This window comes from Ralstonia sp. Ralssp135 (genome assembly GCF_047304345.1).
GTDB lineage: Bacteria > Pseudomonadota > Gammaproteobacteria > Burkholderiales > Burkholderiaceae > Ralstonia > Ralstonia chuxiongensis.
Genome location: NZ_JBGLYZ010000064.1, coordinates 1 through 15216 on the forward strand (window position 1 = coordinate 1; position 15216 = coordinate 15216).

General features: G+C 64.5%; 14 protein-coding genes and 1 pseudogene. 11 read left to right on the top strand and 4 right to left on the bottom strand.

The genetic code is table 11. The annotated features are described in order from the left end of the window. On the top strand, nucleotides 1-349 hold a 349-nt coding region (locus tag ACCD03_RS24625; protein ID WP_413413194.1), incomplete at its 5' end, for a hypothetical protein. Between the two features lie 65 nt (nucleotides 350-414). Here ACCD03_RS24625 and purM read toward each other — a convergent pair. After that, complete coding sequence (purM, locus tag ACCD03_RS24630) at nucleotides 415-1470, bottom strand: phosphoribosylformylglycinamidine cyclo-ligase (protein ID WP_325650788.1); 1056 nt, start codon at nucleotides 1468-1470, stop codon at nucleotides 415-417. 164 nt (nucleotides 1471-1634) lie between these two features. Between purM and ACCD03_RS24635 the strand changes: the two genes are divergently transcribed. The 9 genes from ACCD03_RS24635 to ACCD03_RS24675 are packed head-to-tail and all read left to right on the top strand — an operon-like array spanning nucleotide 1635 to nucleotide 9292. After that, nucleotides 1635-2705: an AI-2E family transporter gene (locus ACCD03_RS24635; protein ID WP_325650790.1), complete on the top strand. Its 1071-nt coding sequence runs from the start codon at nucleotides 1635-1637 to the stop codon at nucleotides 2703-2705. Between the two features lie 48 nt (nucleotides 2706-2753). Continuing rightward, nucleotides 2754-3455, top strand: a complete 702-nt coding sequence (gene hda, locus ACCD03_RS24640; protein WP_004631704.1) for a DnaA regulatory inactivator Hda — start codon at nucleotides 2754-2756, stop codon at nucleotides 3453-3455. A gap of 52 nt (nucleotides 3456-3507) precedes the next feature. Continuing rightward, on the top strand, nucleotides 3508-4182 hold the full coding sequence (locus ACCD03_RS24645; protein ID WP_325650792.1) for an HAD family hydrolase: 675 nt from the start codon (nucleotides 3508-3510) through the stop codon (nucleotides 4180-4182). Between the two features lie 12 nt (nucleotides 4183-4194). Continuing rightward, a complete protein-coding gene (pcnB, locus tag ACCD03_RS24650; protein WP_325650794.1) occupies nucleotides 4195-5757 on the top strand; it encodes a polynucleotide adenylyltransferase PcnB in 1563 nt (520 codons plus the stop codon). Continuing rightward, nucleotides 5754-6269 carry a 2-amino-4-hydroxy-6-hydroxymethyldihydropteridine diphosphokinase gene (gene folK / locus ACCD03_RS24655; protein WP_004631694.1) on the top strand — a complete coding sequence of 172 codons (516 nt, stop codon included), beginning with the start codon at nucleotides 5754-5756 and terminating at the stop codon, nucleotides 6267-6269. The genes pcnB and folK overlap by 4 nt, the downstream gene beginning before the upstream one ends. A gap of 29 nt (nucleotides 6270-6298) precedes the next feature. Beyond that, nucleotides 6299-6943 (top strand): deoxynucleoside kinase, encoded by a 645-nt coding sequence (locus tag ACCD03_RS24660; protein WP_325650844.1) that lies wholly within the window; start codon nucleotides 6299-6301, stop codon nucleotides 6941-6943. Between the two features lie 56 nt (nucleotides 6944-6999). Continuing rightward, entirely contained in the window at nucleotides 7000-7818 is an 819-nt protein-coding gene (panB, locus tag ACCD03_RS24665) for a 3-methyl-2-oxobutanoate hydroxymethyltransferase (protein ID WP_045202666.1), read from the top strand. 10 nt (nucleotides 7819-7828) lie between these two features. Further along, nucleotides 7829-8542 (top strand): ABC transporter permease, encoded by a 714-nt coding sequence (locus ACCD03_RS24670; RefSeq protein ID WP_413413195.1) that lies wholly within the window; start codon nucleotides 7829-7831, stop codon nucleotides 8540-8542. Between the two features lie 51 nt (nucleotides 8543-8593). Further along, entirely contained in the window at nucleotides 8594-9292 is a 699-nt protein-coding gene (locus ACCD03_RS24675) for an energy-coupling factor ABC transporter ATP-binding protein (RefSeq protein WP_325650798.1), read from the top strand. Here the strand turns inward: ACCD03_RS24675 and ACCD03_RS24680 are convergent. The 3 genes from ACCD03_RS24680 to dnaK form a co-directional block, all read right to left on the bottom strand. Next, a complete protein-coding gene (locus ACCD03_RS24680; RefSeq protein WP_325650800.1) occupies nucleotides 9236-11125 on the bottom strand; it encodes a bifunctional anthranilate synthase component I family protein/class IV aminotransferase in 1890 nt (629 codons plus the stop codon). The genes ACCD03_RS24675 and ACCD03_RS24680 overlap by 57 nt on opposite strands. A gap of 150 nt (nucleotides 11126-11275) precedes the next feature. Next, complete coding sequence (gene dnaJ, locus ACCD03_RS24685; RefSeq protein WP_045202662.1) at nucleotides 11276-12424, bottom strand: molecular chaperone DnaJ; 1149 nt, start codon at nucleotides 12422-12424, stop codon at nucleotides 11276-11278. Between the two features lie 134 nt (nucleotides 12425-12558). Next, complete coding sequence (dnaK, locus tag ACCD03_RS24690; RefSeq protein WP_024974838.1) at nucleotides 12559-14514, bottom strand: molecular chaperone DnaK; 1956 nt, start codon at nucleotides 14512-14514, stop codon at nucleotides 12559-12561. Nucleotides 14515-14778: 264 nt separating this feature from the next. Between dnaK and ACCD03_RS24695 the strand changes: the two are divergent. After that, nucleotides 14779-15216: pseudogene (locus ACCD03_RS24695) on the top strand (phospholipase); the annotation flags it as partial.

Below are 15216 nucleotides of genomic sequence, written 5' to 3' on the forward strand. Positions count from 1 at the left end.
GGCTTCCGCGCCCGCCGCCTCCGCCCCTGGCGCATCCAACGCGGCCAATGCGCCAGCCGCCAGCAGCGCGCCCGCCGTCAGTGAAGCAGAACAGGCCAAGGCCATCGATCTGGCCCGCGCCGCCATCGAAAAGTACAAGCTGACCACCCTGCCGCAGGAGTGCCTGTCGTTCCTGGTGGACCGCGCCGATGACACGCACAACAGCGTCGAAGTGCTGGAAAACCACACCCCCGCGTGCGGCGGCGACCCGAACACCGCACCGCGCGTGGTCACGCTGCTCATCGACAAGAACACCGGCGCGCTGCAGAAGGACGACCCGGCCAGCGGCGAATACGTCCCGCTCAAATAAGCGCACCAGACGCGCAAAAAAAACCGCCGAGGTATTCGGCGGTTTTTTTTGGCGCGAACTTCGCGTCAGACCACGATCGTCTGCGCTTCGCCGGCTTGGCGTGCGCGGATTTCGCCAATCTGGTAGACCGTCTCGCCCGCGTCCTTCAGGTGCGCGATGGCGGCCAGTGCATCAGCCGCCGACACGATCACCACCATGCCGATGCCGCAGTTGAACACGCGGTGCATTTCGTCATCGGCCACGTTGCCAGCCTTCTGCAGCCACTGGAACAGCGGCGGCAGCGTCCAGGCGTCCTTGTGCAGCACGGCGGTCAGGTTGTCTTGCAGCACGCGCGGCACGTTTTCGGTCAAACCACCGCCGGTGATGTGCGCCATGCCCTTGACGGTCAGCTTCTCGATCAGCGACAGCAGCGGCTTCACGTAGATGCGCGTCGGCGCCATGATGGCGTCCTGCAGGCGCTGGCCGTGGAAATCGGCGTTCAGGTCCGGGCGCGACACCTCGATGATCTTGCGCACCAGCGAGTAGCCGTTCGAATGCGCACCCGACGAGGCCAGGCCCAGCACCACGTCACCCTCGGCAATGGTCGTGCCGTCGATGATCTTGCGCTTTTCGACGGCGCCGACGGCAAAGCCGGCCAGGTCGTATTCGCCGTCCGGATACATGCTCGGCATTTCAGCGGTTTCGCCGCCGATCAGCGCGCAGCCGGCCAGCTCACAGCCCTGGGCGATGCCCTTGACCACAGTGGCAGCGGTGTCGACATCCAGCTTGCCGCAGGCGAAGTAATCCAGGAAGAACAGCGGCTCGGCGCCCTGCACGAGGATGTCGTTCACGCTCATGGCGACCAGATCCTGGCCAACCGTGTCATGGCGGTTCAGCGCAAAGGCCAGCTTGAGCTTGGTGCCCACGCCGTCGGTGCCGGACACCAGAACCGGCTCCTGATACTTCTTGGACAGCTCGAACAGCGCGCCGAAGCCGCCGATGCCGCCCAGCACGCCTTCGCGCATGGTGCGCTTGGCAAACGGCTTGATGCGGTCGACAAGGGCGTCACCCGCCTCGATGTCGACGCCCGCGTCGCGGTAAGACAGGCCGGTCGATGCGGATGGGGTTTCGGAAGCGCTCATACAGTCGTCTGAATTGAAAAAACCGGGAAAGAAAGCGAGACGGCGGCGGGAAGTCACAAAAACCGGACCCGCCGGTCCAGTAAAATCGCGATTTTACCGGATGCGGCCACCCCGATGGCCGCTTTTCCGACTCATCCACCCCGCTATCGGAACCGCCGCCCCTCATGAACGCCCCCGTGCTGTCGCAGGAAACCAAGCGCACGCTCGCCTGGATCGCCGTGGCGCTTGTCTTCCTGGCCCTGCTCAAGGCACTGGCGCCCACGCTGACGCCCTTCGTCTTCGCGTTCATCCTGTCGTACATCCTGCACCCAGGCGTGGAATGGCTGCAGCGCCATCGCGTACCGCGCGTGCTGGGCGTGTTTTTGATGATTCTGGTGCTCTCGGTGGTGGGCGTGGCGCTGATGTTGCTGATCCTGGCAGTGCTGCAGCGGGAGATTCCGGCCATCCGCGAGCAATTGCCTGGGATGCTTGCCAAGCTCAACGCGTTTCTGTCGCCCAAGCTGGACGAATTGGGTCTGCATGTCAGCTTTGATTTTCCGGGCCTGCGCGCTCTGCTTACGGAACAGCTCGCCGCCAGCCCAGACGACGTGGTCGCCCGGGTGCTGACCTATCTGCGCGTATCGGGGTCGGCGGCCATCCAGGTGCTGGGCATTTTTTTCCTGGTGCCGATCGTCATGTTCTATCTGCTGATGGACTGGAACATGTTGATGCGCCGCGTCGAAAGTGCTGTCCCGCGCCGCTGGCTGCCAAAAACGCGCGAATTGGCCGCCGAAACCGATGGCCTACTTTCTCAATACCTGCGCGGTCAGGTCATCGTGATGCTGGTGCTGGCGGCGTACTACTCGGCAGGGCTGACGCTTGCCGGCTTTGACGTGGCGCTGCCGGTGGGCATCTTCACGGGGCTGGCGGTGTTCATTCCGTACATCGGTTTTGGCGTGGGGCTCACGCTGGCCATCCTTGCCGCACTGTTGCAGTTCGGCAACCTCTACGGCTTGCTGGCGGTGGCCGTGGTGTACGGCATCGGCCAGTTCCTGGAAAGCTTCTATCTGACGCCGCGTCTGGTGGGCGAACGCATCGGCCTGCACCCGCTGGCGGTCATCCTCGCCTTGCTGGCTTTTGGCCAATTGTTCGGTTTTTTCGGTATCCTCCTCGCCCTACCGATGAGCGCTGTGCTGCTGGTCGGTTTGCGGCAAATTCGGCAGCTTTACCTGGGCAGCCGGCTCTACCAGGACTGAAAGCCACTGAAGGCAACTGAAAAGTACGGCGACTCCACTTCAAGTTTCATGGCCACACCCGAACAGCTCCCGCTCGAACTCGGTGCGACACCCGCCCCGACCTTCGACAACTTCGTCGCCACCGGCAACGAAGAGGCGGTGCTGCGCCTGCGCGCCCTGATTCCGCAGGTGGTGGACGGTACCGCCACAGACCGCCTGGTCTACCTCTGGGGCGAAGAAGGCAGCGGCCGCAGCCACCTGCTGCAAGCCATCTGCGCCCAGACCGAGGCTGGCGGCTACGAAGTCCGCACGCTGGAACCCGACGCCCCGCCCGAAGCCTTCGAATTCGACCCGACGATCACCGTCTGGACGATCGACGACGCCGAACGGCTGGACGAATGGGCGCAGATCGCCGTGTTCAACCTCGTCAATGAAGTGCGCGCGCATCCGCATGCCGCCATCGCCATCTCCGGGGCCGCCGCGCCGATGGCGATGCCGCTGCGTGAAGACCTGCGCACCCGCCTGGGCTGGGGCCTGGTCTACTGGCTGCGCCCACTGTCCGACGCCGACAAAGTGGAAGCCCTGCGCCAAGCCGCCCGCGAACGCGGCATGCAACTTTCGGCTGATGTGCCGCAGTGGCTCGTGACGCACTCCTACCGCGACATGCCGAGCCTGATGGCGCTGCTGGACGCTCTCGACACCTATTCGCTGGCCCGCAAGCGCGCCGTCACACTGCCGCTCGTGCGCGACATGCTCGCGCTGATGAAGTGAATCCCGGGGCTCGCGCGGCCGGTGATGTAACGTTCGGGTAAAATCGCGCCCCATGAATCTGGCCCTCTTCGACCTCGATCACACCCTCATCCCCACCGACAGCGACCACGAGTGGGGACGTTTCCTCATCCGCCGCGGCGTGGTGGATGAAGCCGAATACCAGCGCAAGAACGATCAGTTCTATGCCGACTACAAAGCCGGCACGCTGGATATCCATGCGTTTCTGCGCTTTGCCCTGGCACCGCTGGCCGCCCACCCGCGCGACACGCTCGCCCAGTGGCACGCCGAGTTCATGCACGACGTGATCCGTCCGAAGATCACGCCGCAGGCGCAAGCGCTGGTCTACAAGCACCTGGACGCCGGCGACCTGTGTTGCGTGGTCACCGCCACCAACAGCTTCGTGACCCGCCCGATTGCCGAGGCCTTTGGCATCGACCACCTCATCGCCACCGAACCGGCCACCGCCGACGGCAACCCGGACAGCGCCTTCACCGGCGACGTGGCCGGCACACCGAGCTTTCGCGAGGGCAAGGTCGCGCGCGTGCACGAATGGCTGGCCAACATGGGCCGTGGCTGGAGCGATTTCGAGCACAGCACCTTCTACAGCGATTCGGCCAACGACGTGCCGCTGCTGGAGGAAGTGACCGACCCCGTTGCCACCAACCCGGACGATACGCTGCGCAATCTGGCAGCCGCGCGCAACTGGCGCATCATGGATCTCTTCTAAGCAAGGCGCGGCGTGATCAAGAAACTCATCAATCGCCTGCTGGGCAAGACCTCCGCAGAGCCCAACGCTACCGTTGAACCGGGAGCGCCCGCCGCCAGGAAAGTCCGTACACCCAAGGCACCCAAAACGGCCAAGGCGCGCACCAAGTCCGCCGGTGGCGTGCCGCGTCAGGCGCGTGTGTGGAGCGTGGACGAGCACGGTATCGATCCGAAGCTGCTCTCGCGCAACGCGGTCAAGGTCACGTCCACGCTGCAGGAAGCCGGCTATAGCGCCTTCATTGTGGGCGGCGCCGTGCGCGACTTGCTGCTGGGCATCAAGCCGAAGGATTTTGATGTGGCGACCAACGCCACGCCCGAGCAGGTACAGGCGCTCTTCCGCCGTTCGCGCATCATCGGACGCCGTTTCCAGATCGTGCACGTCACGTTCTATGGCGGACGCGATCAGGAAATCATCGAAGTCTCAACCTTCCGTGCGCTTGTCGACGCGGTCGATGCCGAGCAGGTGCCCGCCGGCAAGCGCGTCAAGCGCACCGAGCTGGACCACCACACGCATGCGATCGACGCCAGCGGCCGTGTGCTGCGCGACAACGTCTGGGGCACCCAGGCCGAAGACGCCACCCGCCGCGACTTCACCGTCAACGCGATGTACTACGACCCCGCCGACGAAACCGTGCATGACTACCATCACGGCATGGAAGACATGCGCGCACGCACGCTGCGCATGATCGGCGATCCGCACACCCGCTACCGCGAAGATCCGGTACGCATGCTGCGCGTGGTGCGCTTCGCGGCCAAGACCGGCTTTGACATCGACGCCGACACGCGCGCGCCCATCGCAGAGCTGGGCCCGCTGATCCACAACGTGCCGGCCGCCCGCCTGTTCGACGAGATGTTGAAGCTGCTGATGTCGGGCCATGCCTGGGCATCGCTGCAGGAACTGCGCAAGGCGGGCCTGCACAGCGGCCTGCTGCCGCTGCTGGACGTCGCGCTGGAGCAGCCGATGGGCCAGCGCTTCGTGCAGCTCGCCCTCGACAACACCGACGATCGCGTCAAGGCTGGCAAGCCGGTCTCGCCGGGCTTCCTGTTTGCCTCACTGCTGTGGCATCACGTGGTCGAGCACTGGAATCGCCGCCGCTCTGCCGGCGAGCCGCTGATCCCCGCTCTGCACACCGCCATGGACGAGGTCCTCGACCGTCAGACCGAGCAACTCGCCATCCAGCGCCGCTTCACCTCCGATATGAAGGAAATCTGGAGCATGCAGCCGCGCTTTGAAAAGCGCTCGGGCCGCATGCCGTATCGGCTGCTGGAGTTGCCGCGCTTCCGCGCCGGTTACGACTTCCTCGCACTGCGCTGTGCGTCGGGCGAATTGCCGCAAGAACTCGCCGACTGGTGGACCGACTTCCAGAACGGTGACGGCGAAGCCCGCGAAGCCCTCATGGCACAAGCCAAGAACGCCCCGAGTGCCTCCGCAAATACCGGCTCAGCCAGCCCGGGCAAGCGGCGTCGCCGCCGACGTGGTCCGGCAAAATCGGATACAGTCGTTGACGTCAATCCGGGAAGTTCGGAGGAAACGTGAAGACAGTGGCGTACATCGGCATCGGCGCCAACCTGGGCGACGCACGCCAGGCAGTGAAAGACGCCGTGGTCTGCCTCGCACAGCAGGTCGGCATCACCGTCACCGGCAAATCGAGCCTGTATCGCAGCGCGCCCGTGGAATCCAGTGGCGATGACTACATCAATGCCGTGGTGCGCATCGATACGCATTTCACTGCCGACCAACTGCTCCGCATCTGTCACCACATTGAAGACCAGTTCGGCCGCGAGCGCCCGTTTCACAATGCGCCGCGCACGCTCGACCTGGACTTGCTGCTCTACGGCGACCACGTCCTCACCTCACCCGAGCTGACGGTGCCGCACCCGCGCGTTGGCCAACGCGCCTTTACCCTGCTGCCCTTGCATGAACTGGCGCCCGATCTCGTGATTCCGGGCATTGGCGCCGTGGCTGCACTGCTGCCCGGCGTGGCCGACCAGCGCATCGAAAAGACCACGATGTGCCAGTGCATGCGCGCCAAGCAGCCGGCCGCCTGATCATCCGCACCACGCACAACCACCCGCCGATGGCACTGGATCACCTGCGCCGTATCGTTGTCGAAGGGCCCATTTGCGTGGGCAAGACCGCGCTGGCCCAGCGTCTGGCCGATCATCTGCGGGCGTCGACGTTGTTCGAAACGCCCGCCGAAAACGCCTTCATCGCCCGCTTCTACGAAGACCCCGCGCGCTATGCGCTGCCGGTGCAGCTGCGTTTCCTGCTGCAACGCGCCGAGCGCCTCAAGGCATGGCATAAGGCGACGCTCGCCGGTGAGCGCATCGTCGCCGACAGCTTCCTGCCGCGCGACCGCCTGTTCGCCCAGCTCACGCTACCGGCCGATGAACTCGCGCTGTACGACGCGATGGCCAATGCGCTGGCCCTGCCGCAACAGCGCATCGATCTCGTCATCTGCCTGCAAGCACGCGCAGAAGACCTGCTGCCGCGCGTCGCCCGTCGCGCCGTCCCTTACGAAACGGGCATCGATGCCGAGTACCTCGGACGCATCTGCGCCGCATACGGCGAGCTGTTTCTGTATTACGATGCCGCACCGACGATGATCGTCGACACCGCTGCCTTCGACCCCGCAGGCAACGACGACGATTTCCGCACCTTGCTCGCCCGCATCGACGCGATGCGCGGGCCCAAGGAATTCATCAAGCTGGCAACGCGCTAGTCGACGCACCGCATGGTCTGCGTGGGCTCTGGCGATGCCCCAATGAGTCTCAGCCCATGAGCTATCTCCAGGAATCGAACCGCAAGGCCGTCACGGTGACTTCGTTGCAGGCCATGCGTGCCGCTGGCGAGCGCATCGCCATGTTGACGGCCTACGACTCCAGCTTCGCCGCCCTGATGGATCGCAACGGCACCGACGTGCTGCTCGTGGGCGATTCGCTCGGCAACGTGATGCAGGGCCAGAAGACCACGCTGCCGGTCACGCTCGATCACATCGTCTATCACACCGAATGCGTGTCGCGCGGCATCGACAAGGCGCTGCTCGTGTCGGACCTGCCGTTTGGCACGTATGGCACGCCAGAACAGGCCTTCCACAGCGCCGTGCGCGTGATGCAGGCCGGCGCGCAGATGGTCAAGCTCGAAGGCGGCGTGTGGCTCGCGCCTACGATCAAGTTCCTCGTTGAACGCAGCATTCCGGTGTGTGCGCACATCGGCCTGACGCCGCAATCCGTGCATGCGTTTGGCGGCTTCAAAGTGCAGGGGCGCGGCGATGAAGCGGCTGCGCAACTGAAGGCCGATGCGCTGGCCGTGCAGGATGCCGGCGCGCAGCTCGTCGTCATGGAAGCCATCCCGGCCGAGCTGGCCGGTGAAGTCACGCGCCTGCTGGCCATTCCCACCATCGGCATCGGTGCCGGGTTGGAGTGCTCGGGCCAAGTGCTCGTGATGCACGACATGCTGGGCGTGTTCCCCGGCCATCGCCCCAAGTTCGTACGCAACTTCATGGAAGGGCAAACCACCATTGATGGCGCCGTTGCTGCCTATGTGGCGGCCGTCAAGGACGGCACCTTCCCCGGCCCGGAACACACCTTCGCCTGAGCGGCCCCGCATGGAAATCTGGTCGGCCACCGTCGACGCCTTCGCCCTGCTTGCCAGCGGCGATGCGGCGTTGTGGCTGATCGTCTGGGTGTCGTTGAAGGTGGCGATTGTGGGGCTGCTGCTGGCGGCGCCCCCAGGTCTGCTCATCGCCTACCTCATCGCCATGCACCGTTTTATGGGGCGCCGTGCGCTGGTGGTGCTGGCGCAGGCATCGCTGTCGTTTCCGACGGTGCTGATCGGGCTGCTGCTGTATCTGCTGCTTTCGCGGCAGGGGCCGCTGGGCGGCTTCGGGCTGCTGTTCACGCAGGGTGGGATGATCCTCGGGCAAGCAGTGCTCGGCCTGCCGGTGATCGTCGCGTTTGCACTGACGACGCTTGAACGCGCTGACCCGCGTCTCGCCGAGACAGCGCGTGTGCTTGGCGCCGGACGCGTCCGGTTGCTGCTGACCGTCTTTCGTGAACTGCGCTTCGGTTTGATGGCGGCCGTGGTAGCCGGTTTCGGGCGCGTGATCGCGGAGGTGGGCTCGGCGCTGATGGTCGGCGGCAACATCGAAGGCGTCACGCGCACCATGACCACGGCGATTGCGCTGGAAACCAGCAAGGGCGAGTTCGCACAGGGCATCGCGCTGGGCATCGTGCTGATCGTGCTGGCGCTGCTCGTCAACCTTGGGTTGGCTTGGCTGCAGGGCGCCGGCAACTATCGCGGGGGCCGGCATGCGCAGTAAGCACAGACACCACCCAGACCGGACGTTCAAGACGGATGGGGAGGCGGCCGCATGAATACAACGTCGCAACTGACGATGGTGTTTGAAGGCTTGCGCTGCCAGCACGGCGCGCGCGTGCTGTTCGAGATCCCGCGCCTTGCGCTGTCGGCAGGACACGCGATCGTCATCACGGGCGCAAACGGCGTCGGCAAGACAACGCTGCTGCGCATGCTGGCCGGGCTTGCACCCGCCAATGGCGCGACCGTCGATATGGGCCAAGGGCGGCAGGCGCTGTCGCCCTACCCGGCCGAGCTGCGTGCGCGGTTGACCTACGTGCACCAACATCCCTATCTGTTCCGCACCTCGGTACGCGCGAATCTTGCCTATGGGCTCACCACGGGCGCACATCGCGTGGCGAATGCGGAGTTGGCCGACCGTGTTGACGATGGGCTCCGCTGGGCGGGCCTGCAGCACGTGGTCGATGTACCGCCCGAACGATTGTCCGGTGGCGAGACGCAACGCCTCGCACTGGCGCGGGCTCGTGCGCTGCGCACGGACGTCCTGCTGCTCGACGAACCGACTTCGAATCTGGACGGCGCCGCGCGCGAGCAAGTCATTGCACTTGTGGGAGAGCTGGCAGCAGAAGGCCGCACGCTGCTGATGGTCTGTCACGACCGCGAATTGATCAACCTGCCCGGCGTGGCCCGCTGGAAGCTAGAGCACGTCGATGGCCAAGGCCGGCTCGAAATGCGCGGGCACCACGCCGCGTAGGGCGTTGCATACGGCGATGGCCTCGGCGCGGGCAACATCGGCACGCGTGAGCGAACGTTCCCGCAGCGGCCCATCAAGCCACGGTGAAGCGTCTTTCAACAGCACGGCACGCATCACGCCCGGCAAGACGCCCGCAGACAGCGGCGGCGTCCACCACGCACCATCGAGCTTGACCAGCAACGTGCTGCGCCCGCCTTCGGCCAACGTGCCATCGGCGTTGAAGAACACGGTATCGAATGCACCTTCGCGTTCGGCCGCTTGCCAGGCAGCGTCATAGCCTGCGCGCAACGTGGTCTTGTGCGTCGGCAGACTGTGCACGACCTCGCGCGGTTGCGCCGCGACGAGCAGACGCACTGGCGCATCCCAGCTTGCATGCAGCGGCGACAGGGGCACTGCTGATACGTTCGCCGCACCATTCGGCGTCAGCAATAAGCGCATGCGATAAGCGCCCTCACCTTCCAGCGATGCGCACATGCGCGCCACGTCATCCGCCAGCGCAGTTCGATCGACGGGGAAGCCGAAGGCGGCCGCAGAGCGCTCCAGCCGCGCCAGATGCCAATCCAGGAGCGCCACACCATCGCGCGTCGCGCGCATCGTCTCGAACAACGACAGCCCTGGATCGAGCGCCGTCACGAAACGCGCCTTCAGTTGGCACTCCGCGTACTCCTCATCGGCGATGCTGTCGTGCACGATGCCGGAGCCGATGCCGAGTTCGCCGCTGCGCAGGCCATCAGCGCGAGGCGGGCCGAGCACCAGCGTGCGGATCGCCACCGAAAAGCATGCGTCGCCCATCGCCCGATCGTCGGCAGGCGCATCGATCCAGCCGATGGCGCCGGTGTATAGGCCACGCGGCTCTGGCTCCCGTGTCTCGATGATCTCCATCGTCCGCCGCTTGGGCGCCCCAGTGATGGAGCCGCACGGGAACAGCGCTCGAAGGCAATCAGCAAGGCCGGTGGCGGGCGGGATCTCGGCCTCCACGGTCGACGTCATCTGGAGCACGCTGCCGAACGGCGTCACCTCGAACAGCGTCGGCACGCGCACCGAACCGGCACGCGCGAGGCGGCCCAGATCGTTGCGCAACAGGTCGACGATCATCAGGTTCTCGGCGCGGTTCTTCTCGTCGGCGGCCAGCGCAGTGGCACGGGCTTCGTCGACTTCAACGTCGCCTGTGGCAGGCGCGGTGCCTTTCATCGGCCGCGCGACAAGCTGGCCCGCGTGATGCGAAAAGAACAGCTCCGGCGAACACGACAGAATCGCACCGCCCTCCGGTAGCGCGATGAATGCGCCGTAAGGCACCGGCTGGCGCGCACGCAGATGCCGATACAGCGCCGCCGGCGCACCAAACGCAGTCATGCGCAGGCGGTATGTGTAGTTGACTTCGTAGGTATCGCCCGCCGCAATCCAGTCGTGGATGCGCGTGATGGCGTCGGTGTAGGTGGCGTGATCGACGCTGGCGGCACAGTCGAACAGGCCTGCTGCGCCCGTTGCTTCGGGCCACGCGTCGAACAGCGTATCGACTTGTGCCGGCGACAGCACCTGCATTGCGCGAAACAGCAGCACGCGCAGGCGGCCATCGTGGCCAGGCAATGAGGAAGAGATTTCGGTGGAAGCCGGCAGGCCGACCAGCGGCCCACCAAACTCATACGGCGCAACGATCAGAGCATGCAAACCCTGGCGCCAGGCGGCACGAAGATCGTCATCCAGCCCATCCAGCACGCCGGCCGGCCGGAAGAACTCACCGGCATAACCGGTGTACCAGCGCGAGCACGGCGCGCCGCCCGAGGTGGCATCGTCCAGCAGCGCAAACGGCGCGCCGACTTCCGGCAACTGCATGACGATGTCCCTGATTGAAAAGGTGGTGTTTAAGAAGCCTAGAAAAGCGTAGCGAGCGACCCGAGGTTGGCGCGAGAAGCGCGGCCGTACATCGGTACGGCGAGCATCACAGTGCCAAGATCGGGCCGCGCAGTAGCTTTGCGAGGTTTCTTACGAGGAGAAGAAGTTCTTCACCTTGTCCATCCACGACTGCTCTTGCGGGCTGTGCCGCGAGCCGCCTTCATGCACGGACTTGTCGAACTGTTTGAGCAGGTCTTTCTGGTGCTCCGTCAGCTTGACTGGCGTCTCGATGTTGATGTGTACATAAAGATCGCCCGCATAGCCCGAACGCACGCCCTTGATGCCCTTGCCGCGCAGGCGGAACGTCTTGCCGGCCTGCGTGCCTTCAGGCACCGTGAACGAGGCACGACCGCCCAGCGTCGGCACTTCGATGTCGCCGCCAATGGCTGCCGTTGCAAACGAGATCGGCATCTGACAGTGCAGATCATCGCCGTCGCGCTCGAACACCGAGTGCTGCTTGATGTGGATTTCCACATACAGGTCGCCCGGGGGGCCGCCGTTGATACCCGGCTCGCCGTTGCCCGACGAACGGATGCGCATGCCTTCGTCGATGCCGGCAGGAATCTTCACTTCCAGCGTCTTCTGGCTCTTCAGCTTGCCCTGGCCGTGGCACTTGGTACACGGCTTGGGGATGTACTTGCCGCTGCCGTGGCACTTCGGGCACGTCTGCTGCATCGTGAAGAAACCCTGCGACACACGCACCTGACCGGCGCCGTGGCACGTTGGGCAGGTCTCCACGCTTGAGCCGGGCTCGGCGCCCTTGCCGTGGCAGTGGTCGCACTCGTCCCAATGCGGCACGCGGATCTGCGTGTCATAGCCATGCGCGGCCTGCTCCAGCGTGATCTCCATGCTGTAGCGCAGGTCTGCGCCGCGATACATCTGCGGGCCACTACCGCGGCGTCCGCCCTGGCCCTGGGCCTGGCCAAAGATGTCGCCAAAGATGTCGCCAAAGGCCTCGGCAAAGCCGCCGCCAAAACCTGCACCGCCCGCGCCAAAGCCGCCGGCCATGTTCGGGTCGACACCCGCGTGGCCGTATTGGTCGTAGGCAGCCTTCTTCTCCGCGTCGGAGAGCATCTCGTAGGCCTCTTTGGCCTCCTTGAACTTGTCTTCCGCTTCCTTGCTGTCCGGATTGCGGTCCGGGTGGTACTTCATCGCGAGCTTGCGATAAGCCTTCTTGATCTCGTCGTCGCTCGCGTTCTTACCCACCCCGAGCACTTCGTAATAATCACGTTTTGCCATGGTGGCTTCAGTCGTCGCCTGTTTTTACTGCGTGTCGAATAGCAAAAAAGCCGAGCGTGACATCAGGTGCGTCCCGCACAACCCGATGATCACTGCCCGGCGTACCGTAACGTCCGCCTGGCGGACGAGTTGGCTTACTTCTTGTCGTTCACTTCCTTGAACTCGGCGTCGACGACGTTATCGTCGTGCGGTGCGCCTTGTCCGGCCTGCGCGCCTGCCTGGGCACCGGCAGCGGCTTGTTCCGCACCGCCGGCCTCGCCCTTGGCTTGCATGTCGGCATAGACCTTCTCGCCGAGCTTCTGCGAGGCGGTTGCGAGCGCTTCGGTCTTGGCGTCAATCGCGGCCTTGTCGGTCCCCTTCAGGGTCTCTTCAAGTTCCTTGATTGCGGCTTCGATCTTGTCCTTCTCGCCAGCTTCCAGCTTGTCGCCGTACTCGCCCAGTGCCTTCTTGGTCGAGTGCACCAGCGCTTCACCCTGGTTACGGGAGTCGACCAGTTCGCGCAGCTTCTTGTCTTCCTCGGCGTTGGCCTCGGCGTCCTTCACCATGCGCTCGATCTCGGCTTCCGACAGGCCGGAGCTTGCCTTGATCGTGATCTTGTTTTCCTTGCCGGTCGCCTTGTCCTTGGCGCCCACGTGCAGAATGCCGTTGGCGTCGATGTCGAACGACACTTCAATCTGCGGCGTGCCGCGCGGTGCCGGCGGAATGCCTTCGAGGTTGAATTCGCCCAGCATCTTGTTGCCGGAGGCCATCTCACGCTCGCCCTGGTAGACCTTGATCGTCACGGCCGGCTGATTGTCGTCGGCGGTCGAGAACGTCTGCGAGAACTTGGTCGGGATGGTCGTGTTCTTGCCGATCATCTTGGTCATCACGCCACCCAGCGTTTCGATGCCCAGCGACAGCGGCGTCACGTCCAGCAGCAGCACGTCGGTACGGTCACCGCCCAGCACCTGACCCTGGATGGCGGCGCCCACGGCAACGGCCTCGTCCGGGTTCACGTCCTTGCGGGCTTCCTTGCCGAAGAACTCCTTCACCTTCTCCTGCACCTTCGGCATACGCGTCATGCCGCCGACCAGGATCACGTCGTGGATGTCCGACACCTTCACGCCGGCATCCTTGATAGCGGTGCGGCACGGATCGATCGTACGGGCGATCAGGTCTTCGACCAGCGCTTCGAGCTTGGCGCGCGTGATCTTCAGGTTCAAGTGCTTCGGGCCCGAGGCATCAGCCGTGATGTACGGCAGGTTGATTTCGGTCTGTTGCGTGCTCGACAGCTCGATCTTGGCCTTTTCAGCGGCTTCCTTCAGGCGCTGCAGCGCGAGCACGTCCTTCGACAGATCGACACCCTGCTCCTTCTTGAACTCGCCGATGATGTAATCGATGATGCGTTGGTCGAAGTCTTCGCCGCCCAGGAACGTATCGCCGTTGGTCGACAGCACTTCGAACTGCTTCTCGCCGTCCACGTCGGCAATCTCGATGATCGAGATGTCGAAGGTACCGCCGCCGAGGTCATACACGGCAATCTTGCGGTCGCCCTTCTCGTTCTTGTCCAGGCCGAAAGCCAGCGCAGCCGCGGTCGGCTCGTTGATGATGCGCTTGACGTCCAGACCGGCGATGCGGCCGGCATCCTTGGTGGCTTGGCGCTGCGAATCGTTGAAGTATGCCGGCACCGTGATCACGGCTTCGGTCACTTCCTCGCCCAGGTAATCCTCGGCGGTCTTCTTCATCTTGCGCAGGGTTTCGGCCGAAATCTGCGGCGGTGCCAGCTTCTGGCCGCGCACTTCCACCCAGGCGTCGCCGTTGTCGGCCTTGGTGATGGTGTACGGCATCAGGCCGATGTCCTTCTGGACTTCCTTCTCTTCAAACTTGCGGCCGATCAGGCGCTTGACGGCGTACAGCGTGTTCTTCGGGTTGGTCACCGCCTGGCGCTTGGCCGGGGCACCGACCAGGATCTCGCCATCTTCCATGTAGGCGATGATCGACGGGGTGGTGCGAGCGCCTTCTGCGTTCTCGATCACCTTGGGGGTGTTGCCCTCCATGATGGAGACGCAGCTGTTGGTGGTACCAAGGTCGATACCGATGATTTTGCCCATGTTCTTGCTCCTCGAATCTGGTGTCAGGACTGCACTGAATACAAACTTGGATCGGATGTGGGAGTGCCGTCCGGCTTTTCAAGGCCGAATTTTGAAAAGTTGAGCATTTTGGCCGGTTTTTCTTGGGAAAGCACCCGAAAGCGTGCGCTCCCAGGCAAAAACGCGTGTTTTGAACGCCCAGAGCCGCAAACCGGGCACAAAAGGCGTGGGTGGTACCCTTGCGCGCATTGCCACTCGCCGGACGCCAACCCGGCTTTTGCGCCCATGCCTTTGCATCCTCTCCGATCCATTCTTGGCGCTGCCCTGCTTGCCGCATGCGCAGTGCCCTCTGCCGATGCCGCCGTTGCCCTGCTCCAGCCCTCCCGCCGCGTCAACGCCAACCAGCCCTTCACCCTGACCCTGGTTATTTCGGGCGATGCCGCACAGCGCAGCTATGCCGTGCCGGCCAAGTTACGCGTAACGGCCAGCGCCGACCTGCAGGGCTCGGTGGAAGTGATTCTTGATCGACACAATGCCGGCGCTGAAACCCTGCACCTGCGTCCGGGCCAAGTCCGCACCGTCGCCTACACCGGCACGCTGCCCGAAGTGCTGCGCGGTACGGTTCGGATCGATGTGCCGGATCTCGATGCGGCGCCCGTTCTAGTGACGCTCGTGCGCGGCGCAGACGCCCCGCAGATTGCCGCCGATGGCGCCCCCACCGGC